The sequence below is a fragment of the Streptomyces sp. NPDC088553 genome (assembly GCF_044752965.1).
GTDB lineage: Bacteria > Actinomycetota > Actinomycetes > Streptomycetales > Streptomycetaceae > Streptomyces.
On sequence record NZ_JBIVMG010000002.1, the window covers coordinates 948,251 to 973,949 of the forward strand.

Here is a 25,699-nt window from a genome sequence, read left to right on the forward strand (position 1 = left end):
GGTCTCCTCGTCAGGTTCAGGGCTGCGGGTGTCGACTTTACGCACCGGGGCGACGGCACGTCGCCCTGCCCCGGCCTCGCGGCCCCGGCCCCCCTGCCCCGGCCCCCCTGCCCCGGTCGCGGCCGGAGCGCGTCCGGCCTCAGGGCCTGTTCGTCGCCGGGGCGCGTCCGGGTTCAGGGCCCGGTCGGGTCCGGAGCGCGTCCGGGTTCAGGGCCCGGTCGGGTCCGGAGCGCGTCCGGGTTCAGGGCCCGGTCGGGTCCGGCGTCGTCTCCGGTGCCGCGTCCGGGGTGCAGAGGACCTCGACCCGCTGGACGAGGTTGTTGGCGAACCCGCCGCGGTTCCAGGGCGCGACGGCCGGCTGGACGTGGCCCTCGGCGTCGGCGGCCCGCACGGTCAGATGGCGCAGGCCCGGGGTCGCCGTCCAGGTGGTGTGCCAGGCGGACCAGGCCCAGGGGTGCGCGGGATCCCGTACGAGCTCCGCCTCGGTCCAGACCGCCCCGCCGTCCTCGCTCACCTCGACGCGGGTGACCGGCCCGTGGCCCGACCAGGCGCGGCCGGTGAGCGGGACGGGGCCGGGGCGGACCACCCGGGTCCTGGACATGAAGTCGGGGAATCCGGGCGGCACCATCAGCGCCCGCGGCGCGATGAGGGTGACGGGCTCTTCCGGGTCCTCGGGCGCCTGCCGTACGCGATAGGCCACGGCCTGCTGGAAGCCGGTGTACGGGGTGGCGGTGAGCGTGATGTCGTGGAGCCACTTCACATGGGCCATGCCGTACCAGCCGGGGACGACGAGCCGGAGCGGGCTGCCGTGCTGCGGGGGCAGGGGCGCCCCGTTCATGGCGTACGCGACGAGGACGTCCCGGGCCGGGTCGGCGGCCGTCGTGAGGGGGAGGCTCCGCCGGTAGTCCTGCTCGACGCCCCGTTCCACCCCGTGGTCGGCGCCGGTGAACACCGCCTCGACGGCGTCCTCGGCGACACCCGCCTCGGCGAGCAGCGTGGCGAGGGGGACGCCGGTCCAGTCGGCGGTTCCGACGGCCTCGACGAGCCAGGGCTGGCTGACCGGCCGGGGCGACAGCCGGGCCCGTCCGTTACCGGCGCACTCCAGGGTGACCCGGCGGGTGACGGAGGGCCGGGAGCGGAGCGCGTCCAGGTCGAGGGCGAGGGGCCGCAGGACTCGGCCGCCGACGGTGAGCCGCCAGCCGTCCGTGGCGGTGTCGGGGATGTCGTAGTGGACGAGTACGTAGTGCAGCCCGGGCGGGGTGACGTCGTACCGCAGCGCCTCCAGGGGCAGCCCGTGATTGCGGGCGGCGAGGCCCAACTCCTGCACCGAGACGCCCTCGTCGGGTCCGGCCACGCGTCCCGGTGTGCTGATGTCGCTCAGACCACGCAGGGATCCGTCCATGCCCTCATGGTGCGCCGCGGCCCGGGGCCCGGCACTTCGGCAGGGAAGGGTCTCGGACGGCACCGGACGGGCCCCGTCCCGGGTGTGCCGCCTCGGCTCCGGCGGGGCCGTGTGCCGCCTCAGCTCTGGCGGGGGCCTCGTAGGGCTCGGTCGAGGCCGTCCTGGGGAAGCCCGGTGAGGGCGCGTACGAAGATCTCCTCGTACGCCGGTTCTCCGATCGTCGCGCGGGCGGTGTCCGTGTACTTCTCGTGCAGCGCCCGCAGGCCGGGCAGGCCGCGCCGGGGCTGGCCGGTGGAGCGCCAGTACGCCTCTCCCGTGCCCGAGACGTCGGCCGCCCGCTCGCCGTCACCGGCCGCCGCGAGGGCCGTGGCGAGGACGTCGAGCCCGAGCGCCACCCCCAGGCTCGCGCCGAGTCCCCGCGTGCCTTCGAGCATCGCGCGCGCGTGCCCGGCCGCCGTCGCCGGGTCGCCCTCCAGGAGACCCGTGAGGGCGAGCTGGTACTCCAGGGCCGTCCGCGTCCAGTGCTCGTCCAGCTCCTCGCACAGGGCCCGCAGGGCGAGCGCCCGGTCGCGGGCCTCGCCGAGCCGGCCGAGTCCCGTCAGGGCGAACACGCGGACGAGATGGCAGCGGAGCCGGGCGGCGGAGTCGGCGGGGCCGCCCCTGGCGGCGTCGAGGACATGGCCGACGACGACGCACGCGGCCATCGGACGGCCCGTGGTCAGGGCGAGCAGCCCGGCGAGCGCGGCGGCGTCCAGGGTCAGGTCACCGGGACGGCCGTGGCCGCCCGCGCGCCCGGCGCCGGCCTCCTCGGTGTCCTCCGTGTACTCCGTGTACTCCGTGTACTCCGTGTACCGGGCCTCCCGGGCGCAGCGCTCACTCACCTCCTGCGCGGGACCGAACTCCCCCTGGAGCACGAGGGTGACGCCGAGCGCCCACAACGCGCGGGCCCGGGGCCGGCCGCGCGCGCCGCTCAGCAGCAGGGCCTGTTCGAGGCCGTCGCGGGCCTCGCGCAGACGGCCCCGGCAGGACCAGGCGAAGGCGACCGAGCCGATGAGGTCGAGGGCGGCGTCGGGGTCGGTCCGCAGCAGCCGGTCGAGGGCGGTGCGCAGATCGGTGTGGTGGGCGTCGACGGTCCGGTACCAGCGCAGCTGGCGCGCGCCGTGCCATTCGGTCTCGCCCCGGCGCGCGAGCCCCCGGAAGTGGGCCGCGTGCCGGTCGGCGACCGTCCCGGTCTCGCCGGTCCGCTCCAGCCAGGTCGCCCCGTACGCCCGGATCGTGTCGAGCATCCGCAGGCGGCCGCCCGCGTCCGGCGGGTGGACCACGGAGGCGCGGACGAGCCCGTCGAGGGCTCCCGGCAGGGTCGCCCGGTTCAGCGGCCCGCCGATGCACACGGCGGTCGCCGACGCCAGGTCGAAGGGGCCGCGGAAGACGGACAGCCGGGCCCAGAGGAGGCGTTCGAGCGGGGCGCTCAGCTCATGGCTCCAGCCGATGGCGGCCCGCAGGGTCTGGTGTCGGCTCGGCCACACCCGCTCGGTGTGGGCGAGCAGGTCGAAGCGGGCGGAGGGCGGGGCGTCGAAGCGGGTGCCGAGCTGGTCCCGGACGGCTTCGGCGCCCTGGAGGCGGATCTGGGCGGCGGCCAGTTCCAGGGCGAGCGGGATGCCTTCGAGGCGTACGCAGATCTCGCCGGCCGGGCCGGCGGCGGTTAACTCCTCGCCCGCGGCCCGGCGGAGCAGCTCCAGGGCGTCGCCCCCGGCGGGCGGCAGCGGGTCGAGGGCGACGACCTGCTCCCCCTCGACGCCGAGGGGCTGCCGGCTGGTGGCCAGGACGGTCAGTCCCGGGGCGGCGGAGAGGAGTTCGGCGACGAGCCGCGCGCAGGGTTCGGCGAGGTGCTCGCAGGAGTCGAGGACGAGCAGCAGCCGGTCGTCGGCGAGCCGGCGGCAGAGTCCGGTGGTCGCCATTCCGGGGGTGTGGTCGGAGAGGTCGACCGAGTCGGCGACGAGGGCGACGAGGAGCCGGTCCCCGTCGAGCGGGGTGAGGTCGGTCCACCAGGCGCCGTCGGGGTATCCCTCGGCGGCGCGGTGCGCGGCGCGCAGCGCGAGCCTGGTCTTTCCGACTCCCCCGACGCCGGTCACGGTGACGAGGCGGTGCTCCGCCAACGCGGCGGACATCCGCTCCAGTTCCGTGCGGCGTCCCACGAAACCGGGGTTCTCGTCCGGCAGATGTCCACGCACGGGAGCAGTCTCCCTCATGAGAGCGACGAACGGGTGGTCGGCACCGGTTCGTTACGCTGCCCGGACCGGAGCGGCGCCACCCTCCCCACCGTCACGATGCCGCACCCCGACCGTCACGGCTACCCCCTTCCACCGTCACGGCTCCTTCACCTCGGACGGAACGGCTCCTTCACTCGGGTGCGTGACGGCTACCCCTCGTCGACCGTCACGACGACGGAGTGCCAGCCCTGGGCCCCGTCGGGCATGGTGCCGGTGCGCTCCTCGGGCTGGGTGACGCCGGTGCCGTCGGTGGCGCGGACGGTGAGGGTGTGGCGGCCGGGGGTCGCCTGCCACGGGTACAGCCACTGGCGCCAGGTGTCGGCGCTGTCCTCGGCGGCGAGCCGGGCCTCCTGCCAGGGGCCTTCGTCGATCCGTACCTCGACCCGGCGGATGCCCCGGTGCTGGGCCCAGGCGACCCCGGCGATCATGACGGTGCCGGCGGCGGGGCGGGCGAAGGCGCGGGGGGTGTCGATGCGGGACTGGGTCTTGACGGGGGCCTGGGCGGCCCAGCCGCGCGGGACCCAGTAGGCGTCGTAGGCGGCGAAGGTGGTGAGTTCGATCGACTCGATCCACTTGCACGCGGAGACGTACCCGTAGAGGCCGGGGACGACCATGCGGACGGGGAAGCCGTGGATGAACGGCAGGGGTTCGCCGTTCATGCCGAAGGCGAGGAGGGCGTCGCGGCCGTCCATGACCCGCTCGACCGGGGTGCCGATGGTCATGCCGTCGACGGAGCGGGCCACCAGCTGGTCGGCGGGGCCGCCTGCGGACGGCGGCCGGACGCCCGCCTCGCGCAGGAGGTCGGCGAGGGACACGCCGAGCCAGCGGGCGTTGCCGACGTACGGGCCGCCGACCTCGTTCGAGACGCAGGCGAGGGTGATGTCCCGCTCCACGATCCGCCGGGTCATGAGCTCGCGCAGGGTGACGGTGAGCTCCTCGCGGACGCCCATGCCGTGGACGCGCAGCCTCCACCGGTCGGCGTCGACCCGGGGGACGACGAGCGCGGTGTCGACGCGGTAGAAGTCGCGGTTCGGGGTGACGAACGGGCCGATGCCGGGGACCGGGAGCTGGGCTCCGGCGGGCACGGCCGGCGCCGGGGACGCCGGTCGGGGCAGGCGCAGGGCCGCGCGGGAGGCGGCGGCGTTCTCCTCGACGGGGCTGCCGGCCGCCCTGGCGAGGGCGGCGGCGCCGGTCGCGGCGAGGCCGGCGGAGGCGGCGACGACCAGGAAGGTCCGGCGGTCGGCGCGGGCGGCCGGCGATCCCGTCCCGGCCCTCCGGGCGAGGATGCCGGTCAGGGCGTACAGCAGGGCCGCGCCGGCGGCGGCGCCCACCAGTGAGGGCACCGCGTCGAGCGCGGAGTCCGAGTCGGGCCGTGTGACGGCCGCCAGGGCGCCGAGGACACCGAAGGCACCGACGGCCGCCGAGCCGGGCAGCCGGTGGCGCAGCGCGAGGAGCCCGATCCCGACGGCGAGGATCCCGAGGATGATCAGGATGCCGAGCTGGAGAACGGCCTTGTCGCTCTCGCCGAACTCACGGATCGCCCACTCCTTGACGGCCGCCGGTGTCTGGTCGACGACGGCGCCGCCGACGGCGGTCACGGGACTCGCCTCGGGCCGTACCCAGAAGGCGGCGAGGTCCGCGACGGCGAGGGAGACGTATCCGGCGATCAGCCCGCCGACGGCGGCGAGGAGTCGGTCCGTGCGGGTGGGCTCGCCCGGGGGCTCGGAGAGGGTCATGCTCCTCATTCGGCATCGACGGCGCTCGGGATGGGCCGATTCACCTGGAAGGTGGACAGCGGTAGGGGACCGGTGCCCGGGCCGCCGGTCGGGGTACGCGTCGCGCGCGGCGGAACGGTACCGGGGGCGGTTCGGGTCGGCGTCGCCCGCGCGGCGCGACCGGCGGGGTGCCCGCTCGGCCCGCGGGGCCGCAGGACGGTGTCAGCCGGCGGTGGCGCTGGTGCTGGTGTCGGCGCTGGTGACGGTGGCATTGGTGGTGGCGGTGGTGGCCTTCGTGACCGCGGCGGTGACGGTGGTGGCCTTCGTGACCGCGGCGGTGGCCTTCATGACGGCGTGCAGGGTGGTGGCGGTGCCGCGTCCGCCCGGCGCCTCGCTCAGCGAACGGCGCATCCGGTCGAGGCCGCGCCGCGCGTGGCTCTTCACCGTGCCGAGCGGCATGCCCGTGCGCTCGGCGATCTGGACCTGGGTGAGGTCCCCGTAGAAGGCCATGGCGAGCACCTCGCGCTGCGCGGCGGGCAGTTTCGCCAGCTCGCCGGTGACCACGAGCCGTTCGAGGACCCGGTCGGGATCCGGGACGGACCCGCCCTCGGGGGACAGCCGCTCACCCACCGCGACCACCAGGTCCCGGCGCCGGGTGCGCGCCGCGAGGGCGTCTGCGACCTTCCGCCGGGTGATGCCGACGAGCCAGCCGGGGAACGGACCGCGCTCCGGCCGGTAGCCGGCCCGGCCCCGCCAGGCCGCGAGAAAGACCTGCTGGCCGACGTCCTCCGCCTCCCTGGCATCACCGAGGGTGCGGGCGGCGAGGGCGTGCACCAGGCCGTGCCACCGGGCGTGGGCGACGGCCAGACAGCGCTCGTCGCCGCGCACGAACCCGTCGGCGACGTCACGGTCGGACAGGGTCCTCGGCTCGCCCCGGAGCGGGGGCCGGGCGTCGACGCTCGGTGCGTTCATGACGACTGCTCCTCAGGCCGGGACCGGCGGACACCGGTCGGCGGGCGGGGTCCCCTCAACGGGGCACCCCAGGCTCCGTCCCGGCGCGTCGACCGCACCATTCGCAACGCTTGTGCGTCGTATCGTGGGCGCATGACCGAACCCTCGCCGGGGCTCACCAGCGGCGCGGTCGCGCGCCGCCTGGGTGTCGCGCCCACCACCCTGCGCTCCTGGGACCGGCGCTACGGCATCGGCCCCGCCGCCCATGAGAGCGGCCGGCACCGGCGGTGGAGCCCGGGGGACGTCGCCGTCCTCCAGGAGATGTGCAGGCTGACGGCGTCCGGAGTCCCTCCGGCGGAGGCGGCCCGGGCCGCCCGGGCCCGAGCCGTACCGGCCGCGCCGGCCCCCGGGCAGGCACCTGCCCGGCCCGCCGCCCGCGGGCCGGCCGTCGGCGACGTCCGACGGGAGCTGCGGGGCCTGGGCCGCGCGGCCGTCAGGCTCGACTCGGGGGCCATGGACGAGATCCTTGATTCCGCGATCGCGCGGCACGGTCTGGTCACCGCGTGGGAGGAGGTGCTGGCGCCGGCCCTGCACGCCGTGGGCCGCAAGTGGGAGACCTCGGAGGACCGCTACGTCGAAGTGGAGCACCTGCTGTCCTGGCACGTCTCGACGGCGCTGCGCCGGGTCGGCTCGGCGCGCCGTGGCGGGACCCCGGAGGCGGGCACTCCCCCGGTCCTGCTCGCCTGTGTGCCGCACGAGCAGCACACCCTCCCGCTGGAGGCGCTCGCCGCGGGGCTGGCCGAACTCGGGGTCCCCACCCTGATGTTCGGGGCGGCCGTGCCGCCGGAGGCGCTCGACCAGGCGGTACGGAGGACGGGCCCCGCGGCGGTCGCGCTGTGGGCCCAGGCGCGCTCGACGGCGGACCACCCCCTGGCGCGCCACGTCGCCGACACCTCGTGGGGCGTCAGGGGCGCCCGGTCCCGGACGGCGGTCCTTCTCGCGGGTCCCGGCTGGGCGGGCCGGACGCCCGGGCCGGGCATGCTGCGCCCCACGGGTCTGCGGGAGGCCCTGTCGCTGCTGAGCGGCCTGTGCGCCGCCGCACGGGACGGCGAGGGGGCACCGCCGCCTCGGGAGGCTCCTGAACGTGTCGATCCGGCCTGATCGACAAGACCTCCCGTAGGGCCTGTCCGCCGGACAGGCCCTACTCCCGGCCCCGGGCGTGCCGGAAGCGGGCGAGGCCGTCGGCGAGTTCGACCACCGGGTCCGGGTAGTCGTACCGGGCCCGTTCGAGCCCGGGCAGCTTCCACGGCTCGTGGACCGCGGGGCCTTCGAGCCCGGCGAGTTCCGGCACCCATCGCCGTACGTAGGCGCCGTCCGGGTCGTACCGCTTGCCCTGGATCACCGGGTTCAGCACCCGGTTGGGGCGGCTGTCGGTGCCCGTGCCGGCCATCCACTGCCAGTTGAGCTGGTTGTTGGCGAGGTCACCGTCGACCAGCAGGTCCAGGAAGTGCCGTGCTCCCTCGCGCCAGTCGATGTACAGGGTCTTGGTCAGGAACGAGGCGGTGAGCAGCCGCCCCCGGTTGTGCATCCAGCCCTCGTGGGCGAGCTGCCGCATCGCGGCGTCGACGACGGGGTAGCCGGTGCGGCCCTCGCGCCACGCCCGGAGGTCGGCGTCCGCCTCCTTGCCTTGCCGCCAGTGGTCGTGACGGGTGCGGTAGTCGTCGGCGGCGGCGTCGGGGCGCGCGGCGAGGACCTGATGGTGGAAGTCGCGCCAGCAGAGCTGGCGTACGAACGCCTCGGCGCCCGCTCCGCCGCGCGACCGGGCCCGGTGGACCGCCTCGGCCGCCGAGACGGCGCCGAAGTGGAGGTACGGCGAGAGGCGGGAGGTCGCGTCGCCCGCGAGGTCGTCGTGGCCTTCCTCGTACGCGTCGACACCCCGTGCCAGCCAGGCGGCGAGCCGTCTCCGGCCCTCCTGCTCACCGCCCCTGGCCAGCCCCTCGGAGACGGCCTGGACGTCCGCTCGGGCCGGAAGGTCCTCGGAACGGACGCCCCGGGGCGTCCGGACCACCCGCGGCGCCGCGAGCGGCTCGCGCAGCCGCTCGCGCGACCAGCGGCGGAAGTAGGGGGTGAAGACCGCGTAGTGGTCCGAGCCGTCCGGTGTCACGGCGCCCGTGGGCAGCGCGGTGACGACGGCGTCGTGGACGTACAGGCGCCGTCCGTCCGCCTCAAGGGCGCGGCGGAGCCGGTCCTCACGGCGCCGGGCGAACCCGCTGCAGCCGGCCGCCATGTGGACGTCGTCGGCCTCGGCCTCCCGCACGACCGCGCACACCTCGGCGACGGGGTCGCCCGACCGCACCACGAGCCGGCCACCGCGCTCGCGCAGTCCGGTGTCGAGGTCGGCGAGGCAGTCCGCGAGGAAGGCGTCCCGGTTCGGCGCCGCGTGGCCCGCGCGGGCCACGGCCGGATCCCGTACGAACAGGGGGACGACCGCGTTCCCCCGGCCCAGCGCGGCACGCAGCGGCGGGTGGTCGTGGACGCGGAGGTCCGAGGTGAAGAGGACGACCGAGACGTTCATGGCACCGCTCCTGGCATGGGGTCACCGACCGGCCCGGCGGGGCGCCTGTCCGGTGGGTCGCTGTACTGACGTGATGTGCGGAGGTCATTCGCCCCGCGGGGGCGTGCCGGATGCGGATGGCGGGGTCGACGCGGACGACGAGCCGGACGCCGGTGACGCACCGGATGCGGACGCCGAGCCGGACGCCGGCGGCGGGCCGGCGGTCCCGTCCGCCTCGCTCGCCTCCGCCGTCAGCGCGATGTTGCGGGCCATGCCGCCGAAGACCATGGCGTGGAACGGCGCGACGCTCCACCAGTAGGCGTGGCCGGCCAGGCCGCGCGGGTGGAACAGGGCACGCTGCCGGTAGCGGGTGTCCCCGTTCTCGTCGCGCTCGGCGTACATCTCCAGCCAGGCGAGCCCGGGGAGCCTCATCTCGGCGCGCAGCCGCAGCAGCCGCCCCCGTTCGATCTCCTCCACCCGCCAGAAGTCCAGCGAGTCGCCGGCCCGCAGGTGCAGGGCGTCACGGCGGCCCCGGCGCAGACCGACGCCTCCGACGAGCCGGTCGAGCCAGCCCCGGACGGCCCAGGCGAGCGGGAAGGAGTACCAGCCGTTCTCCCCGCCGACGCCCTCGACGACCTTCCACAGCGCCTGCGGTGACGCGCCGACGGTGCGTTCGCGCTCGTCGGTGTAGAGGCTGCCGCCCGCCCAGTCGGGGTCGGTGGGCAGCGGATCGCTCGGCGCGCCGGGCACGGAGGCGGAGGACCAGCGGGTGGTCGTCTTCGCCTCGCGGACCCGTTGGAGGGCGAGGGCGAGCGCCCGCTCGAAGGCGAGCGGGGCGTCGGGCGGATCCGGCACCCATTCGGCGATGTCGTGCTCCTCGCAGACGACCTCGTAGCGGAGCGACTCGGCCAACGGGCGGGCGATGGACCGGGGCACCGGGGTGACGAGTCCGATCCAGTGGCTGGACAGCCGGGGGGTGAGGACCGGCACGGGGAGGATGAGCCGCCGGGGCAGTCCGGCGACGGCGGCGTAGCGGCGCATCATGCCGAGGTACGTGAGGATGTCGGGGCCGCCGATGTCGAAGGTCCGGCTGACCTCCGCGGGCATCCGCGCACTGCCGACCAGGTAGCGCAGCACGTCACGGACGGCGATCGGCTGGATCCGGGTGCGGACCCAGCTCGGGGTGACCATCACGGGCAGGCGTTCGGTGAGGTAGCGGAGCATCTCGAACGAGGCCGAGCCGGAGCCGATGATGACGGCGGCGCGGAGCACCGTGGTGGGAACCCCGGAGTCCAGGAGGATGCGGCCCACCTCGGCACGTGAGCGCAGGTGCGGCGAGAGTTCCCGGTCGGGCACGCCGCGCGGGGTGAGGCCGCCGAGGTAGACGATGCGGCCGACGCCGGCGGCGCGGGCCTGCCGGGCGAAGTTCAGGGCCGCCGTGCGGTCGGTGCGCTCGAAGCCGCGTCCGGCACCCAGGGCGTGCACGAGGTAGTACGCGACGTCGACGTCGCGGAACGCGGGGACGAGGCTCTCGGCGTCGGTGACGTCGCCGCGGACGATCTCCACCTCCCCGGCCCAGGGGTGGTCGCGCAGTTTCGCGGGGGTACGGGCCAGGCACCGCACCCGGAGACCGGCCTCCAGGAGTTCGGGGACGAGGCGGCCGCCGATGTAGCCGCTGGCGCCGGTGACCAGGCACAGCGGTCCCGGGGTCTCGTGCCCTGACGGGTCGCTCATGGATCTGCTCCGTTCCGCTGTCGGGGGTGCCGCGCTCCCCCACCGGCCGGGGGCCACGGTTTCCTCCTGCTTCTCTTCCCCGCGGGCGGCCGCCGCGGATGCACCGGCCGGTTTCTATAGGCTGATCGTGTGGCCAGTACAGAGGAACCCGAGACCGGTGGGACCGCGCCCGCGCGCGTGCCGGGTGATGCGCAGAGTTTCGCCCGCGCGCTGCGGCGGACGAACGGTGAGATCAATCGACTGGTCCATGGTTTCGCGCTCGCGCAGGGACTGCATCCCACGGACGTGCAGGCGCTCTCGGTCGTCCTGGACAGCCCGGAGCCGCTGACCCCCGGCCGTCTGAGGGAGCACCTGGGGTTGACCTCGGGGGCGGTCACGGCCTGCCTCGACCGGCTCGAACGGGCCGGGCACATCCGCCGCTCCCGGGAGAGCGCCGATCGCAGGGTCGTCCATGTGCACTACGTGGAGGGGGCGAAGGCCGCCGCCCGCAGCTACTTCATGCCGTTGGCGCAGGCGGCGGAGCGGGCCCGGCTGCGGTTCGACGCGGAGGAGCTGGCCGCGGCGGTGCGCTTCCTGGACGCGTTGAACGACGAACTCGGCGACCTGACCGTCCCACGCCGCTGACCCCGCCGTCCGAAGCTCGGTGAGGTGGCCACTGCTTGGCCGCGCCGCGTACGGGCCCTCCCGGCGCCGCCCGTCCGAGGCCGAGGGCGGCGGCCACGGGATCTGGCGCCGTGTGGCCGCGCTGGTCGACCGCGCTCCCCGCAAGGTGCGGGCGGCGACGCTCGCCGGCCCGCTCGCCTGCGCCGCCTGCGCGCCGGTCCTGGAGTCCGAGGGGGTTCCGCTCGACGAGATCTTCGTCGCCGACGCGCCCTCCGTCGCCGCGCGGGAGACGCTCGGCCGACACTTTCCGGCGGGGCCGGCAACCCGGCGATCGTGATCGCCGACGCGGACGCGGCGGCCCGGGTGATCTCGGCGGCCGAGCGGGTCGAGGGGGTGGACTCGGCCACGGCCGTCACCGCCTCCGGCCGGCCGGGGGCCGGAGCGCCGCTGGTCGTCGACGGACGGGTCCGGATCGACGTCACCCCGGCCGACGCCGCCGACGGCGACGCGGCCGTGGCGGCGGTCACCCGGCTCCGGGATTCGCGCACGCGGTGCGGGGGGGCGGACACCCTCGTCGGCGGCTGCACGGCGCAGCGGTACGAGACCCGGCGGACCGCCGCGCACGACCGGACGCTGATCGTGCCGGTGGTACTCGCCGTCATCCTGGCCATCCTCGTGGGCCTCCTCCGCTCCCTCCTGATGCCGCTGCTGCTCGTGGCCACGGTGGCCCTGGACGGCGCTGGGCGGCATCCCGCTCGCCTTCCTGGTGCAGATCGCCTTCATCGTCGCGTTCGGCGTCCTCCTGGACACCCTCGTCGTCCGCTCGCTCTCGTGCCCGCGCTCGTACGGGACCTCGGCCCCGTCGCGTGGTGGCCCGGCAGGCTCAGCCGGGCGGCGACGGGGCCGGAGGGCGGTGACTCGGGGAAGAACGCCTCCGCTACTTGGGCATCAGCACCGTGTCGATGATGTAGACGGTGGCGTTGGCGGTGGGGACGTTGCCGCAGACCACCTTCGCGGACCCGTCGACCGTGAAGGACTCGCCGGAGCCCTGGGTGGTCAGCCGGCCCTTCTGGAGGGTCTCGAAGGAGCCGTTCTCCAGCTGCTTCGGGGTCAGCTTCTGGCCCACGACGTGGTACGTGAGGATGTCCGTCAGCATCGCCTTGTCGGCGAGGACCTTGTCGAGGTCGGCCTTCGGGATCTTGGCGAAGGCGGCGTTGGTCGGCGCGAACACCGTGATGTTCTCGGCGTTGTTCAGCGTGTCGACGAGCCCCGCCTGCTTGACGGCGGTGACCAGCGTCGACAGCTCGGGGTTGTTCGAGGCGGCCGTGGCGACCGGGTCCTTGGCCATGCCGTCGAAGGAACCGGCGCCGTCCTTCGGCACCGACGCGCAACCCGGGCCGAAGGGGCCGTCGGCCGCCATGCCGGTCGCCGTCGACGAGGCCGCCGCGGGGGCCGCCGCCCCGTCACCGCTCGCCTCGGCCGAACAGGCGGTCAGGCCCAGCGGCAGCAGCACGGCGGCGGTCACGGCGACGGAGGCGCGGCGGAAGGTCTGGGTGTTCATGATCACTCCTGGGGTGTCGGGTCCACCGGTCGGCGACCCATCACCAGTCATTCGGTGCGCGGCTGCGTCCGGATGGCTCCCCTCACCCGAATGAGTGATGGGGATCGGCTGCCGCGCCCCGGCCGGCGGAGCTGTGCGGAAAAGCCTCCGGCGCGACCCGTCCACCGGGACGCCGGCTCCGAACAGCTCCTGTACTCAAGTGATTCCTGGAGGAGACCGCCGGTGAGAGAGAACGTGTGGATCGGCGACGTCCGACCAGCGCCTCCGGACCTTCCCGAGCTGATGGGGCGTGTGGCGCTCGGCGACCAGCAGGCCTTCACGGCCGTCTTCGAGGCGGTGTCCGGGCCGGTGCTCGGCCTCGTCCGCACCGTGCTGCGGGACCCCGCCCAGTCGGAGGAGGTCGCCCAGGAGGTGCTGGTCGAGGTGTGGCGGACCGCGGCGCGTTACGAGCCCGCCCGGGGGTCGGTCCTGGCCTGGGTCATGACGCTCGCGCACCGCAGGGCCGTCGACCGGGTGCGCTCCGAGCAGGCGGCGTCGAACCGGGAGAAGCGGGTGGCTCTGCTGGAGCACACGGCCGCCTACGACGAGGTGGTGGAGCAGGTGGAGGGCCGGCTGGAGCGCGAGCAGGTCCGGCGCTGCCTGCGGGGCCTCACCGAGCTGCAGCGCCAGTCGGTGAACCTGGCGTACTACCGGGGCCTCACCTATCGCGAGGTCGCGGAACTGCTGGCCGTGCCGCTGGGCACCGTCAAGGCGCGGATGCGCGACGGACTCATCCGGCTCCGGGACTGTCTGGGGGTGGGCGTGTGAACGCCGCGGATCCGCACACGATGACCGGCGCGTACGCGCTCGACGCACTGGACCCCGAGGAGCAGGAGGCCGTACGGCGTCATCTGGCGGAGTGTCCGTCGTGCGCCCAGGAGGTCCGGGAGTTCTCCGAGACCGTCGTCCGGCTCGGTCTCGCCGTCGCGGTGACGCCGACCGCCACGCTGCGGACGGGTGTCCTGGAGCGGATCGCGACCGTACGCCAGGAGCCGCCGGCGACCACGAGGGCGGCGCGGGCCCCGCGTGGCCGGCGCGGCCTGCGCCGGTGGTCGCACTGGGCGCTGGCGGCCTGTCTCGCCGGGGCGGCCGGGCTCGGCGGGGTAGCGGCCTGGCAGCACGGACTGGCCGAGGACGCCCGGCAGGAGACGGCCCGCGCGCGCCAGGCGAACGACGCCGTCGCCGAGGTCCTCGCGGCCCCGGACGCCCGGGTCTCCACCAGCCGGCTCGAAGGCGGCGCCGTGGGCACGGTCGTCGTCTCGGCCTCGCTCGACCGTGCGGTGTTCGCCGCCTCCGGCATGGCGCCGCCACCGGCCGGCAAGGTCTACCAGCTCTGGTACGACGACGGGGGCACCATGCGGTCCGCGGGGCTGATGGACCCGGGCGCCACCGCCGAGGCGACCCTCCTCGACGGTCCGGTGAACCGGGCGTCCGGGGTGGGGGTCACCGTCGAACCGGCCGGCGGCTCGCCGAGGCCGACCTCCGCGCCGGTGGCACTGCTCGCCCTCCCCGGGGCCTGACCGGGGAGGCCGCTCGCCCTCCGCGGGCCTGGCCGGTGGCGTTGTGCGCCCCCTCCCGGACCTGACGGGGGGGGCACGGGCGCGGGGGCACGCGCGCGCGTGCCCCCGCCCCGTCCCGCCCGGCGGCTCACTTGGTCTCGTCGGTCGGGCCCGCGTGTTCGCCCGGTGTGGCCAGTTCCTCCACCGCGCCCGCCCCGACGACCGCGCCCGTGGACCTCTTGCCGCGCCGCAGCCGGCCTTCGAGCCAGGAGGCGAAGGTGGTGAGCGCGAAGTTGAGGATGACGAAGATCACGGCGACGACGGTGAAGCAGGCGATCGTGTTCGCTCCGTAGTTGGCGCTCATCGGGCGGACGGAGGCGAGGAGTTCGGAGAAGCCGAGCATCGCGCCGCCGAGCGCGGTGTCCTTGACGATGACGACGAGCTGGCTGACGAGCGCGGGCAGCATGGCGGTGACCGACTGCGGGAGGAGCACGTACGTCATGGTCTGGCCCTTGCGCATGCCGATGGCCTTCGCCGCGTCGGTCTGGCCCGCGGGGAGGGCGAGGATGCCGGCCCGGACGACCTCGGCGAGTACGGAGGCGTTGTAGAGGACGAGGCCGGTGACGACGGCGTACATCGGGCGGATGTCCGGGCTGACGTCGGTGAACTCGGAGTACGCGGCGTTGGCGAAGAGCATGAGGATCAGGACGGGGATGGCCCGGAAGAACTCGACACCGGTGCCGGCCGCGCCGCGCACGAAGCGGTGGTCGGAGAGCCGGGAGATGCCGAGGAGGGCGCCGAGGGGCAGCGCGATCACCATGGCGAGCGCGGCGGCGATCACGGTGTTCTTCAGGGCGGGCAGGATGTACGTCTCCCAGATGCGGGCGTCGGTGAAGAAGGGCGCCCACTTGGACCATTCGAGCTGGTTCTTGTCGGCGAGGCTCACCACGACCCACCACACGACGGCGGCGAGCGCGAGCAGGAACAGCAGCGTCCAGAGGAGGTTGCGGCGCCGGGCGCGCGGGCCGGGGACGTCGTAGAGGACGGTGGGCTTGGTCTTCACCGTTTCACCGCCACCTTCTTGGCCACCCAGCCGAGGAAGAGTCCGGTGGGCAGGGTGAGGCAGATGAACCCGAACGCGAAGATCGCGGAGATGAGGATGAGTTGGGCCTCGTTCTCGATCATCTCGCGCATCAGCAGGGCCGCTTCGGCGACGCCGATCGCGGCGGCCACCGTGGTGTTCTTGGTGAGGGCGATCATGACGTTGGCGAGCGGGCCGACGACGGAGCGGAAGGCCTGGGGGAGCACGACGATGCGCAGGACCTGCGGGAAGCTGAGCCCGATGGCCCGGGCCGCCTCGACCTGCCCGAGGGGGACGGTGTTGATGCCGGAGCGGACCGCCTCGCAGACGAAGGCGCTCGTGTAGGCGGTGAGACCGAGGACGGCGAGCCGGAAGTTGATGACGGTGAACCTGTCGGCGCCGAGGCTCACTCCGAGCGTCTGGAAGAGGCCGAGCGAGGTGAAGACGATGATGACGGTGAGGGGGATGTTGCGGACGATGTTGACGTAGACGGTGCCGAAGCCCCGCATGAGGGGGACGGGGCTGACGCGCATGGCGGCCAGCAGCGTCCCCCAGATCAGGGAGCCGATCGCGGAGTAGACGGTGAGCTGCACCGTCACCCAGAAGGCTCCGAGCAGGTCGTACCCCTGGAGGAAGTCGAACACGACGGCCCGCTCACTTCACGATGACGCCGATCTCGGGCGCCGGTTCGTTCTGGTAGTTCGCGGGGCCGAAGTTCTTCTTCACCGCCGCGTCCCAGGAACCGTCGGCGACCATCTTCTCCAGGGCGGTGTTGATCTTCGCCTTGAGCTCGCTGCCCTTCTGGACGCCGATGCCGTAGTTCTCGTTGCTCATCTTGAAGCCGCCGAGCTTGAACTTGTCCTTGAACTCGTCCTGCGACGCGTATCCGGCGAGGATCGAGTCGTCGGTGGTGACGGCGTCGATGACACCGTTCTCCAGGCCGGTCAGGCACTCGGAGTAGCCGCCGTACTCCTGGAGCTGGGCGTCGGGGGCGATCTTGTCCTTCACGTTCTGCGCGGACGTCGAGCCCGTGACCGAGCAGAGCTTCTTGTTGTTCAGGTCGGACGGCTTGGTGATGGAGTCGTCGTCGGCGCGGATCAGGACGTCCTGGTGGGCCAGGAGGTAGGGACCGGCGAAGTCGACCTTCTTCGCCCGCTCGTCGTTGATCGAGTACGAGGCCGCGATGAAGTCCACGTCACCGCGCTGGAGCAGCGACTCCCGGTCGGCGCTCTTGGCCTCCTTCCAGACGATGTCGGAGGGGTCGTGGCCGAGCTCCTTGGCGATGTACGTGGCGACGTCGACGTCGAAGCCGGTGTAGGTGCCGTCCGGCGTCTTGAGGCCGATGCCGGGCTGGTCGTACTTGATGCCGACGGTGATCTCGTCGCCACCGTGGTCGCGTGGCACGGCACCGGTCGCGCCGTTCGCGAATCCTGCGGAGGTGAAGGAAAGGACGACGGCCGCTGCGACGGCGACGGTGGCCCTGCCGGTCCTGAGCGGGTTCATGTGGATCACCCCTGGGGGCTGCTGGTCGGGCGACGGCCGCGGCTCAGTGGTGGAGGATCTTGGACAGGAAGTCCTTGGCCCGGTCGCTGCGCGGATTGTTGAAGAACTCGTCCGGGGTCGTCTCCTCGACGATCCGTCCGTCCGACATGAAGACGACACGGTTGGCGGCGGAACGGGCGAAGCCCATCTCATGGGTGACGACCACCATCGTCATGCCGTCCCGGGCGAGTTGCTGCATGACCTCCAGGACCTCGTTGATCATCTCGGGGTCGAGCGCGGAGGTCGGCTCGTCGAAGAGCATCACCTTCGGATCCATGGCGAGGGCGCGGGCGATCGCCACGCGCTGTTGCTGGCCGCCGGAGAGCTGGGCCGGGTACTTGTCCGCCTGCGAGGCGACCCCGACCCGGTCGAGGAGGGCGCGGGCACGCTGCTCCGCGGACTTCCGGTCCTTCTTGCGGACCTTGATCTGGCCCAGGGTGACGTTGCCGAGCACCGTCTTGTGCGCGAAGAGGTTGAAGGACTGGAAGACCATGCCGACGTCGGCGCGCAGGGCCGCCAGTTCGCGTCCCTCGGCCGGGAGGGGGCGTCCGTCGATGACGATCTCGCCCGAGTCGATGGTCTCCAGGCGGTTGATCGCCCGGCAGAGCGTCGACTTTCCCCCGCCCGACGGCCCGATGACGACGACCACCTCACCGCGGTGCACCGTCAGGTCGATGGACTGGAGCACGTGCAGGGCGCCGAAGTGCTTGTCGACCCCGCGGAGCACGACGAGCTCGTCGCCTCCTTCCGGGACGCCACCTTCCGGGACGGGCATGTCACCCTCCTGGCTCACGCCCCCGCTTGCCGCTCCTTCTCACGTTCATGCTCCGCCCTCCGCCCGGCCCGCGCACTCCGGAGGGGGTGCACGGAGGGTGAGCGGGCACACCGAAACGTGACCCCGGCCCCGGGAGGGGTGGTGGGCCCGCACGCCAGGCCGGGGCACACGCGCGCTGCCGCCCGGGGCACGCGCGCGAGGGGCGTACGGGCGGGGCGCGGCGGGCGTGCGCCCGGCGTACGCGCGCGTGGGGGCGGGCTGGCGGACACTGGGGGTGGGAGCCGAGTGCGTGAGGAGGGTCCGCCATGAGCAGTGCCGCACCCAAGGTCAGCACGTTGCCGCCGGAGCACCGGGAGCGCCTGATGGCCTTCGCCGAGGACGTGTACTTCGATTCCGGTCACCGGCTGTTCGAGGAGCAACAGCACGCCGACCGGTTCTGGATCGTGAAGACGGGCGCGGTGACGCTCGACGCCAAGGTGCCGGGGCGCGGGTCGCCGGTCATCGAGACCCTGCACCACGGCGAGCTGGTGGGCCTGTCGTGGCTGTTCCCGCCGTATCTGTGCCAGTCGGGGGCGGAGGCGATGACCCCGGTCCGGGCGCAGGAGTTCGATGCCCCGGCCGTGCGCTCGATGTGCCGCTCGGACGCGGAGTTCGGCGCCTCGGTCATGTTCTGGGTGGGCGCGATCCTGGCCCACCGCCTCCAGGTGACCAGGGTCCGGCTCCTCGACCTGTACGCGCCGCACGGGAGCGGCATCCTGGCCTGACGGACGACAGGGCCGGCGGGGACGGGCAGGGGCCCGGAGCCACGGCGGCGGAGAGGCGGGGGCGAGCCGGAGCCGTCGGACCCCGGACGTTACGGTGGCGGTGCACCGGCGGGTCCGGTCCCCGGCGGTGACCGCGGGGCGGACGGGCCCTCCCCCACCCTCCGTCGACGAGCTGCGAGGTCCGGATGAGCGACCCGACGACGGCACGCGAGGCGATCGCCCTCGTCGCCGACGACTTCACCGAATTCTCCTTCACGGAGGGGCCCCTGGCGGGCGACGGCCCGCTGGGCTGGCCCGGCTACTCCGCCGCGCACGCGCGCGCCTCCGCCCGTACCGGCGAGACCGAGTCGGTGGTCTGCGGCACGGGTGAGATCGGCGGGGTGCGGGCGGTCCTGATCTCCTTCGAGTTCGGGTTCCTCGGCGGCTCCCTCGGGGAGCGGACGGGTGCGCGCGCCGCCGCGGCCCACGCGCGGGCCCGCGCGCGACGGCTGCCCGTGGTCGTGCTTACGGCGACGGGTGGCAGCCGGATGCACGAGGGGATGCGGGCCCTGCTCCAACTCCAGCTCCTGGCGGGCGAGTCGGCCCGCACCCGCGCCGCCGGGCTGCCGCAGATCGCCGTCCTGCGGGACCCGACGACGGGCGGCGGCTGGGCCACGCTCGGCGCCGGATCGGACGTGGTGCTCGCACTGCCCGGCGCCCAGGTCGGCTTCGCCGGTTCCCGGGTCCGCCCGCCGGACGCGGACCCCGCCGCGTACGCCGCGGAGGCGCAGCTCGCGCACGGTCACATCGACGCGATCGTGACGCCCGACGCGCTCCGTGGCACCCTCGGGCGCTGGCTCTCCCTGCTCACGCGCCCCGCCGAAGGGCCGGCGTCCCCGCCGCGCGGGCTCGGCGACCCGGACACGCCGCCCGCCGCGAGCGGCCGGGAGGCGGTGGCCCGGGCCCGGCACCCCGAGCGGCCCCGGGCGGCCGCGTACCTCGACGCGCACTTCTCCGTCCGTGCGGAGATCTCGGGCGACCGCGCCGGGGGCGTCGACCCGGGGATGCGATGCGGCTTCGGGCGGCTGCCCGACGGCCGTACGGTGGCGTACGCGGCGCAGTGCGGGACCTCGACCCGCCCGGCCGGTTTCCGTACGGCCGCCCGGCTCGTACGGCTCGCCGACCGGCTGGGGATCCCGGTCCTCACCCTCATCGACACGCCGGGGGCGGCCAACGATCCGGATGCGGAACGCGCCGGAGCGGGCCCGGCGATCGCCGACCTGTTCGCCGCCGTGTCCACCGCGCGCGTGCCCGTCACCTCGCTCCTCATCGGTGAGGGCGGCTCGGGCGGCGCCCTGGCCCTCGCCGCCCCCGACAACCTCTGGGCCACCCCCGACAGCTACTTCTCGGTGATCGCCCCGGAGGCGGCCGCGTCGATCCTCAAGCGCCCGCCGGAGGAGTCCGCCGCGACGGCGGACCAACTCCGCCTGCGCCCGGGGGACCTCCTGGACCTGGGCGTCGTCCGGGGCATCGTGGAGAACTGAGTCCCCTGCGGGGCGGGGACGCCCGGCGCGGCGATCCGCTCAGTAGTAGTGCCGCATGATCTCGTCCGCCCAGGCCGGCTGGGTGGTCGGGCCCTGCGGGGCGAATTCGGCCATGTACGGCTTGATGTCGAGGACCGGCGTGCCGTCGACCGCGTCGAGGCCGCGCACGTGGACGTCGAGGCCGTCCGTGCGCACCAGCACGCAGCGGGAGAGTCCGAGGCGGTTGGGGCGGTTCTTGCCGCGCTGGGCGAAGATCCCGACCAGCGGCCACTCCGTGTTGCCGCGCGGGTGGCGGGCCCCGGTCTCGACGGCGTCGGGTCGTACGCGGTCGAAGTGATAGACGACCTCAAGGTGCGAGAACGCGTCGAGGCCGGCGAGCGCCTCGGGGCCGAAGAGCTCCGCGTCCAGCCGGATGACCGACTCGACGTCGCCCCACTCGTCGTCGCGCACCTCTTCGCGGCCTCCGACGACATGGCCCACCGGGTGGGAGACGACGGACGGGCGAATCTGTTCCTGCGCCATGAGATCCTCGTTCTTTTCCTACGCCCCCGCGGGGATTGCTGCCCGCACGGTAGCGCTGCTCGCAGGGCGCTCGGGCGCCGGGCCCGCACGCTGAACCCAGTCGCACAAGCCCGTACGCGAGCCGGACCGCACGGCTCGCCGAACGAACGGCCGCGGGTGACCATGGAACACGGGACCTGGCGAGAAGCCGGCCGGCACTGGAGGGCACCCGTGGCGCACACCGGCACCACCACCGACGTACTCATCGTGGGCGCGGGTCCCGTCGGCCTGAGTGCCGCCGCCGAGCTCCGCAGGCACGGGGTGCGCTGCCGGCTCGTCGACCGGCTGCCGGCCAGACTCCCGTACGCCAAGGCCGTCGGGATCCAGCCGCGCACCCTGGAGCTGTGGGACCGGATGGGCCTGATCCGTGCCGTCCTGGAGGCCGCCGTCCCGATGCGCGGCCAACTGACGTACGTCAACGGCGCGGTGGCGGCGCGGATCGCGCTGGAGCTGCCCCCCGACGTGCCGTACGGCTTCGCCGCGCTGCCGCAGTACGAGACCGAGCGGCTCCTGGAGGAGTACGTCGTCGGCCTGGGGACGTCCATCGAGCGCGGGACGGAACTCGTCTCGTTCGTCCAGGACCCGGACGGGGTCACCGCACTGCTGCGCGGCGCGTCGGGGTTCACCGAGGAGCTGCGGGTCCCCTATCTGATCGGCTGCGACGGGGCCCACAGCGTCGTTCGCAAGACGCTGGGTCTGTCGTACGAGGGCGGCGCGTTCCCGGAGGCGTACATGCTCGGCGACGTCGTGGCCGAGTCCGACTGGGACCTGCCCCGGGGGTACGCGCTCCGCTGCGAGCACCGCACCGCCGACGGGTCCCTCGACGACGTTCTCGTCTGCATCCCGCTGCCCGGCGACGGCCGCTACCGGATGTCGATGAAGGTGCCGCCCGAGCCGGCTGGACCGGCCGACGCGGCGCGGGCGGCGCGACCGCCCCGGACCGCCGCCCCTTCGGACGGAGTCACCCACGGCCTCCAGGACGGTCGCGGACCCGGACTGTCCCATCTCCAGGCCGTCGTCGACCGGCTTGCCCCGGGCCCGGCCCGGCTCTCCGGTCTGCGCTGGTCGTCGGTCTTCCGCATCAGCCACCGCATCGTCGGCCGCTACGGCGAGGGGCGGGTCTTCGTCGCGGGCGACGCCGCGCACATCCACCCGCCCACCGGCGCCCAGGGCATGAACACCGGCATCCAGGACGCCGCCAATCTGGCCTGGAAGCTCGCCCTGGTGGTGAAGGGCGAGGCCGGGCCCGCGCTGCTCGGCAGCTACGACGCCGAGCGCCGCCCGGTGGGCGAGGAGGTCGTCGGCCGTACCGTGCGGCACGCCACCCGGGGCATCGAGAACGACCCGGACGACCTGACGACCCTGCTCCTCCGCGAGGCACAACTGCTCGTCGGCTACCGGGACGGCCCGCTCGCCGGCGCCCCGTACGGGCCGGCCGGCGCGCCGCAGCCCGGCGATCTGGCTCCGGACTGCGGCGGTCTGGGCACGCCCGTGGCCACCTACCCGCTGCGGCTGCTCGATGTCCTGCGCGACCGCCCCGGACACGTGGCCGTGCTGTACGGGGCCGATGTCACCGGCCTCGCGCGGGCGGTGGCGGCGGCGCGGGCCGCCGCAGGCGACCGGCTGCCGCTCGACGTCGTCGCCCTGCTCCCCCGGGACGCCGATCCGGACGCCTCCCCCGACCTCGGCGCTCCGGCGTACCGGGACGCCGCCGGGGAGTTCGCGCGGATCTACCTCCCCGACGGCGACACCGGTTTCGTCGTGCGCCCCGACGGGCAGCTCGCCGCGCGGTTCCCGCTCGGCGCCACCACGGCGGCCCTGGCGGACTGCCTGGAGGCGCTGTCCGTACCGCTACGGGACCCAGTGGTTGCCTGAGGCCGTGATCATGACCTGGAGCTGGATGCTCGCGGAGAAGTAGCTGCTGGTGTCGATCGGGGTGGCCAGCATCTTGTTCCACAGGGCGTCGAGCCAGGCCTGGCTGCCGGAGTCGGTCATCGCCGCGACCGCGAACGGGGCGAAGAAGGCGGCCTCGCTGCCCGCGGAGATCTGGGTGCCATTGAGCTTGTAGCCGATGGCGATCTTGTTCGGGTCGCCGCCGGTCTTCGTCTTGATCCAGCTGTTGAGCTTCCGCGCGGCCGCGAGCGACGTGGCGTCGCCGCTGGTCACCGCGTCGTCCGCGATGCGCCACGGGGTGCGGCAGGCGTTCCACCAGTACGCGCCGTCGTTGGGGTCCTCCAGGACCTGGCCCGGGGCGGGCTTGGGGGTGGTGTTGGTGTCGACGACGAAGTCGGGGAGGAGTCCGGTGCCGGAGGCGTAGGCCGACTGGAGACGGGAGATCTGGGTCTGGTGCGCGGTGCGCACGGCGTCCCAGGTCGTGTCGCCGGAGGCCGTACGGAAGGCGCGGAAGTGGTCGACCATCCAGTCCGAGGTACGGGATATGTAGTAGTACTGGTCGCCGGAGCTGCTCCAGTCGCCGAGCTTCAGGAGCTTGGTCGTCGGGTTGAGCTCGTCCTTCTTGATCGCGGCGATGTGCTTGAGGGCGAGGTCCTTGTAGTTGTACGTGCCGGTGCTGCCCCACTGCTTGTCGGCGAGGAGCAGGCCGTAGGCCACGTCCATGTCGCCGTCGGTGGCGCCGTCACCGCCGTTGACGCTGCGGCAGTCGACGTCCTGTTCGGCGGCGAGCAGGTTCGGGTTGACGGCGGAGGGGTGGTCGATCTTCCACTTGACGAGGCCGTCGAAGATCTTCTTGGCGTCGGGGTCGGCGCCGGCCATGGTCGCGGCGACGACCATGCCGTAGCCCTGCGCCTCGGCGACGTACGGGTGGTCGGCGTCGGGCGAGATGATCTGGTACCAGCCGTTGCCGCAGTTCTGCCGGACGAAGGCGGACTTCCACCGGTTGTAGTAGTCGACGACCTTCTGGTCGAGGGTGGCCTGGGACCCGGAGGGCTTCAGCGTGCCGGCGGCGTAGGGCTTGAGGTGGCTGCCGAAGGGGACGGCCGTGCCGCCGCCGCCTCCGGTGCCGGTGGGCGCGCCGTACACCTCGAACTCCCACAGGGAGTAGCCGTACGCGGTGCCGCGGCCGGTGCCGTACATGCGGACGTAGCGACCGCTGCCGGAGACCGTCAGGTCGTCGGTCGCGCCGTCACCGGCCGTGGTGGAGTAGACGTCGGACCAGGTCGAGCCGTCGGCCGAGGTCTGGATCCTGTACGTCTTCCCGTACGCGTCCTCCCAGTTGAGCTTGACGCGGGAGATCGTGTGGTTCGCCCCGAGGTCGATGCGTATCCACTGCGGATCGACCCCTTCGAGGCTCGCCCAGCGCGTGGCCGCGCTGCCGTCCACCGCGAGACCGGGCCCGAAGGCCGAGGTCTCGACGGACGAGGCGGTCACCGCCTTTCCGGTGGACACCAGACCGTCGGCGGCCTGTGCCTGCGGCAGCACCGTCAGGGGCAACGCCAGCAGACCCGCGAGCCCGAGGAGCGAGACGCTTCGTCGACGCATGACAACTCCCTTTCCCTCCATGGCCAATGGTTAGGAAATATTCCTAACCATTGGCCGGAGAGTAGAGAGCCCGGAAGTCCCGCGCAAGACCCCGCACCACAACCGGGACCTCAGGGCCTCCCGGGGGTCAGGAGGAGACGGTCGTCCAGTCGCCGCTCTGCGAGGTGGGCACCCACGCGTTCGTCTCGCCGAAGTACGTGGCGAACGAGCAGGAACCGCCCTTGTAGAAGGTGACGTTGACCTCGCCCTTCCACCACCATCCCCCGACCCAGGTGTCCTTGCCCGGAGTGCTGAAGCAGCCCGTCGCCGCCTCGCCGTTCTGGTTGTAGCCCTGGACGCGGATGGAGTAGACGAGGCCGCTGCTGTCGTGGAAGTGGATCTGCTGTCCGTTCGACGCGGCGAACGACTGGCCCGCGGAGCCCACGACTCCGGCGAAGGTCAGGGCGGCGGCCGCTGTGACGGTGGCAACCTTGGTGCGTACGTTCATGTCCCGTGACTCCGTTCACGCTGGGGTGGTGTCTCCAGCGGAGAACTTAGGCCCGGGCAGCGCGCGATGGTGTGCGTGACGTGCAGCGTTCCTGTGCTCCGCGTGCCGCGGGGTGGCCTGGGACGACGCGCGGTGTTCCGTCGGAGTCACCCCGTAGGCCTCACGGAACGCCCGGCTGAAACCGGTGGCGCTGGAGAAACCCCAGCGCGCCGCGATCGCCTGGACGGACTGACCCCTCATGGCCCCGCACGCGAGGTCGGCGTGGGCGCGCTCCAGCCGGCTCTGACGGATCCGCGCCGAGATGGTCAGGGGCTGGTCGTCGAAGAGCGCGTAGAGCCGCCGCAGGGACATGTGGTGCCGCTCGGCGATGACCCGGGGCGTCAGGCCGGGGTCGCCGAGGTTGTTCTCGATGAAGCGGTCGATCCGCCGCACCGCCTCCCGCGCGCGGGCCTCGGCGGGCGCCTCCCGGGGGTCGCCCAGCCGCTGCGCGAGAAACACGGCGGCCAGGTCGAGGGCGACGGTCCCCATCCCGCGCAGCTCCTCCGGGCTGCAGAGGGGGCCGCGCCTGAGCAGCGTCCCCAGGAAGTCGGCGAAGACCGCCCCGGACCCGACATCCGCGGCCAGGTCCCGTGCGAGGAGCCGGTCCACCCGGTCCGCGCGCAGTGCCAGGGACTGCCGGGGAATCTGCAGGACCACCGTCTCGACCTGCTCGCCCAGGCACGCCCCCTCACTCGGCCGTGAGGTGTCCGTGAGGACGAGGCCCCCCGCGACCACCGAGTCGTTGCCCCGCTGGGAGATCCTGACCGCGCCTCGTGTGACGAGGGCCAGTTGGAGGTGCTCGGGATCGCCACGCCGGACGTGCACCGGGGTACGTCGCGAGACCACCGGTGAGCAGGTCAGGGCGGACAGCCGGACCGCGCCGAGGTCCAGGTCCGTGACGCTCGCCTGGAAGTCGGCCGCGTGCCGGGTGCTGAGCATGACGGGCATGACCTCGGTGGACACGGTCTCGCAGAACCAGGCGAACCTGTCCTCACGTGCCCCGACAGCCTCCGACACAACCAGCGATCCCATGCGGCCCCCCACGCCTCGACGCGGCAGCGGTCCGGCCCCGTGCCGGTTGCCGCACAGCCGTGCGTCTCC

General features: G+C 73.9%; 22 protein-coding genes and 1 pseudogene. 8 read left to right on the forward strand and 15 right to left on the reverse strand.

The annotated features are described in order from the left end of the window. Positions 1 to 241: 241 nt before the first annotated feature. From ACIP8Z_RS09225 to ACIP8Z_RS09240, 4 genes are all read right to left on the reverse strand, one after another. On the reverse strand, positions 242 to 1,402 hold the full coding sequence (locus tag ACIP8Z_RS09225) for a sulfite oxidase (RefSeq protein WP_402080697.1): 1,161 nt from the start codon (positions 1,400 to 1,402) through the stop codon (positions 242 to 244). A 119-nt stretch (positions 1,403 to 1,521) separates the two neighbouring features. Further along, positions 1,522 to 3,651, reverse strand: a complete 2,130-nt coding sequence (locus tag ACIP8Z_RS09230) for an ATP-binding protein (RefSeq protein WP_402080699.1) — start codon at positions 3,649 to 3,651, stop codon at positions 1,522 to 1,524. Between the two features lie 170 nt (positions 3,652 to 3,821). After that, the gene (locus ACIP8Z_RS09235; protein ID WP_402080701.1) at positions 3,822 to 5,408 is read right to left on the reverse strand and encodes a molybdopterin-dependent oxidoreductase; all 1,587 of its coding nucleotides are present in this window, start codon (positions 5,406 to 5,408) and stop codon (positions 3,822 to 3,824) included. A 201-nt stretch (positions 5,409 to 5,609) separates the two neighbouring features. Further along, positions 5,610 to 6,359, reverse strand: a complete 750-nt coding sequence (locus tag ACIP8Z_RS09240; protein ID WP_402080703.1) for a sigma-70 family RNA polymerase sigma factor — start codon at positions 6,357 to 6,359, stop codon at positions 5,610 to 5,612. Positions 6,360 to 6,491: 132 nt separating this feature from the next. Here ACIP8Z_RS09240 and ACIP8Z_RS09245 point away from each other — a divergent pair, with 132 nt between their 5' ends. Continuing rightward, a complete protein-coding gene (locus ACIP8Z_RS09245) occupies positions 6,492 to 7,499 on the forward strand; it encodes a MerR family transcriptional regulator (RefSeq protein ID WP_402080706.1) in 1,008 nt (335 codons plus the stop codon). Positions 7,500 to 7,539: 40 nt separating this feature from the next. Here ACIP8Z_RS09245 and ACIP8Z_RS09250 read toward each other — a convergent pair whose 3' ends face one another. After that, positions 7,540 to 8,913: a cryptochrome/photolyase family protein gene (locus ACIP8Z_RS09250; RefSeq protein WP_402080708.1), complete on the reverse strand. Its 1,374-nt coding sequence runs from the start codon at positions 8,911 to 8,913 to the stop codon at positions 7,540 to 7,542. Between the two features lie 84 nt (positions 8,914 to 8,997). Then, positions 8,998 to 10,626 carry an SDR family oxidoreductase gene (locus ACIP8Z_RS09255; protein WP_402080711.1) on the reverse strand — a complete coding sequence of 543 codons (1,629 nt, stop codon included), beginning with the start codon at positions 10,624 to 10,626 and terminating at the stop codon, positions 8,998 to 9,000. 129 nt (positions 10,627 to 10,755) lie between these two features. On the opposite strand from ACIP8Z_RS09255, the gene ACIP8Z_RS09260 reads away from it, so the two are divergent. Together ACIP8Z_RS09260 and ACIP8Z_RS09265 are read left to right on the forward strand one after the other, a co-directional pair. Beyond that, the gene (locus tag ACIP8Z_RS09260; RefSeq protein ID WP_402080713.1) at positions 10,756 to 11,250 is read left to right on the forward strand and encodes a MarR family winged helix-turn-helix transcriptional regulator; all 495 of its coding nucleotides are present in this window, start codon (positions 10,756 to 10,758) and stop codon (positions 11,248 to 11,250) included. A 31-nt stretch (positions 11,251 to 11,281) separates the two neighbouring features. Beyond that, positions 11,282 to 12,195 (forward strand): annotated as a pseudogene (locus tag ACIP8Z_RS09265) (MMPL family transporter); the annotation flags it as partial. Here ACIP8Z_RS09265 and ACIP8Z_RS09270 read toward each other — a convergent pair. Further along, positions 12,167 to 12,790, reverse strand: a complete 624-nt coding sequence (locus ACIP8Z_RS09270) for a fasciclin domain-containing protein (RefSeq protein WP_402080715.1) — start codon at positions 12,788 to 12,790, stop codon at positions 12,167 to 12,169. The pseudogene ACIP8Z_RS09265 and the gene ACIP8Z_RS09270 sit on opposite strands and share 29 nt — an antisense overlap. A 222-nt stretch (positions 12,791 to 13,012) precedes the next feature. On the opposite strand from ACIP8Z_RS09270, the gene ACIP8Z_RS09275 reads away from it, so the two are divergent. Both ACIP8Z_RS09275 and ACIP8Z_RS09280 read left to right on the forward strand, forming a co-directional pair. Beyond that, positions 13,013 to 13,597, forward strand: a complete 585-nt coding sequence (locus ACIP8Z_RS09275) for a sigma-70 family RNA polymerase sigma factor (protein ID WP_402080718.1) — start codon at positions 13,013 to 13,015, stop codon at positions 13,595 to 13,597. Continuing rightward, the gene (locus ACIP8Z_RS09280; RefSeq protein WP_402080721.1) at positions 13,594 to 14,349 is read left to right on the forward strand and encodes an anti-sigma factor domain-containing protein; all 756 of its coding nucleotides are present in this window, start codon (positions 13,594 to 13,596) and stop codon (positions 14,347 to 14,349) included. Before ACIP8Z_RS09275 ends, ACIP8Z_RS09280 begins: the two co-directional genes overlap by 4 nt. Positions 14,350 to 14,476: 127 nt before the next feature. Here the strand turns inward: ACIP8Z_RS09280 and ACIP8Z_RS09285 are convergent, their stop codons facing one another. Genes ACIP8Z_RS09285 through ACIP8Z_RS09300 form a run of 4 tightly spaced genes read right to left on the reverse strand, consistent with a single transcriptional unit; the run spans position 14,477 to position 17,726 of the window. Next, the gene (locus ACIP8Z_RS09285) at positions 14,477 to 15,391 is read right to left on the reverse strand and encodes an amino acid ABC transporter permease (protein WP_402080723.1); all 915 of its coding nucleotides are present in this window, start codon (positions 15,389 to 15,391) and stop codon (positions 14,477 to 14,479) included. Then, positions 15,388 to 16,053 carry an amino acid ABC transporter permease gene (locus tag ACIP8Z_RS09290; protein WP_384562549.1) on the reverse strand — a complete coding sequence of 222 codons (666 nt, stop codon included), beginning with the start codon at positions 16,051 to 16,053 and terminating at the stop codon, positions 15,388 to 15,390. The genes ACIP8Z_RS09285 and ACIP8Z_RS09290 overlap by 4 nt, the downstream gene beginning before the upstream one ends. A 10-nt stretch (positions 16,054 to 16,063) precedes the next feature. Continuing rightward, complete coding sequence (locus tag ACIP8Z_RS09295) at positions 16,064 to 16,921, reverse strand: glutamate ABC transporter substrate-binding protein (protein WP_402080726.1); 858 nt, start codon at positions 16,919 to 16,921, stop codon at positions 16,064 to 16,066. 34 nt (positions 16,922 to 16,955) lie between these two features. Further along, entirely contained in the window at positions 16,956 to 17,726 is a 771-nt protein-coding gene (locus ACIP8Z_RS09300) for an amino acid ABC transporter ATP-binding protein (RefSeq protein WP_319314225.1), read from the reverse strand. A 305-nt stretch (positions 17,727 to 18,031) separates the two neighbouring features. Here ACIP8Z_RS09300 and ACIP8Z_RS09305 point away from each other — a divergent pair, with 305 nt between their 5' ends. Beyond that, positions 18,032 to 18,490: a Crp/Fnr family transcriptional regulator gene (locus tag ACIP8Z_RS09305; RefSeq protein ID WP_402080729.1), complete on the forward strand. Its 459-nt coding sequence runs from the start codon at positions 18,032 to 18,034 to the stop codon at positions 18,488 to 18,490. A 185-nt stretch (positions 18,491 to 18,675) separates the two neighbouring features. After that, entirely contained in the window at positions 18,676 to 20,013 is a 1,338-nt protein-coding gene (locus ACIP8Z_RS09310) for a carboxyl transferase domain-containing protein (protein ID WP_402080731.1), read from the forward strand. Between the two features lie 39 nt (positions 20,014 to 20,052). Here ACIP8Z_RS09310 and ACIP8Z_RS09315 read toward each other — a convergent pair whose 3' ends face one another. Further along, positions 20,053 to 20,535, reverse strand: coding sequence for an SAM-dependent methyltransferase (locus ACIP8Z_RS09315; RefSeq protein WP_402080732.1), 483 nt, complete (start codon positions 20,533 to 20,535; stop codon positions 20,053 to 20,055). A gap of 210 nt (positions 20,536 to 20,745) precedes the next feature. Here ACIP8Z_RS09315 and ACIP8Z_RS09320 point away from each other — a divergent pair, with 210 nt between their 5' ends. Beyond that, positions 20,746 to 22,449, forward strand: a complete 1,704-nt coding sequence (locus ACIP8Z_RS09320) for an FAD-dependent monooxygenase (protein ID WP_402080734.1) — start codon at positions 20,746 to 20,748, stop codon at positions 22,447 to 22,449. On the opposite strand, the gene ACIP8Z_RS09325 is transcribed toward ACIP8Z_RS09320, so the two are convergent. The 3 genes from ACIP8Z_RS09325 to ACIP8Z_RS09335 form a co-directional block, all read right to left on the reverse strand. Further along, a complete protein-coding gene (locus ACIP8Z_RS09325) occupies positions 22,426 to 24,072 on the reverse strand; it encodes a glycosyl hydrolase family 8 (RefSeq protein ID WP_402080736.1) in 1,647 nt (548 codons plus the stop codon). The two genes, ACIP8Z_RS09320 and ACIP8Z_RS09325, sit on opposite strands and share 24 nt — an antisense overlap. 127 nt (positions 24,073 to 24,199) lie before the next feature. Then, the gene (locus ACIP8Z_RS09330; RefSeq protein WP_319314213.1) at positions 24,200 to 24,559 is read right to left on the reverse strand and encodes a hypothetical protein; all 360 of its coding nucleotides are present in this window, start codon (positions 24,557 to 24,559) and stop codon (positions 24,200 to 24,202) included. A gap of 15 nt (positions 24,560 to 24,574) precedes the next feature. Continuing rightward, on the reverse strand, positions 24,575 to 25,630 hold the full coding sequence (locus ACIP8Z_RS09335) for a helix-turn-helix domain-containing protein (RefSeq protein ID WP_402080739.1): 1,056 nt from the start codon (positions 25,628 to 25,630) through the stop codon (positions 24,575 to 24,577). Between the last annotated feature and the right edge of the window lie 69 nt (positions 25,631 to 25,699).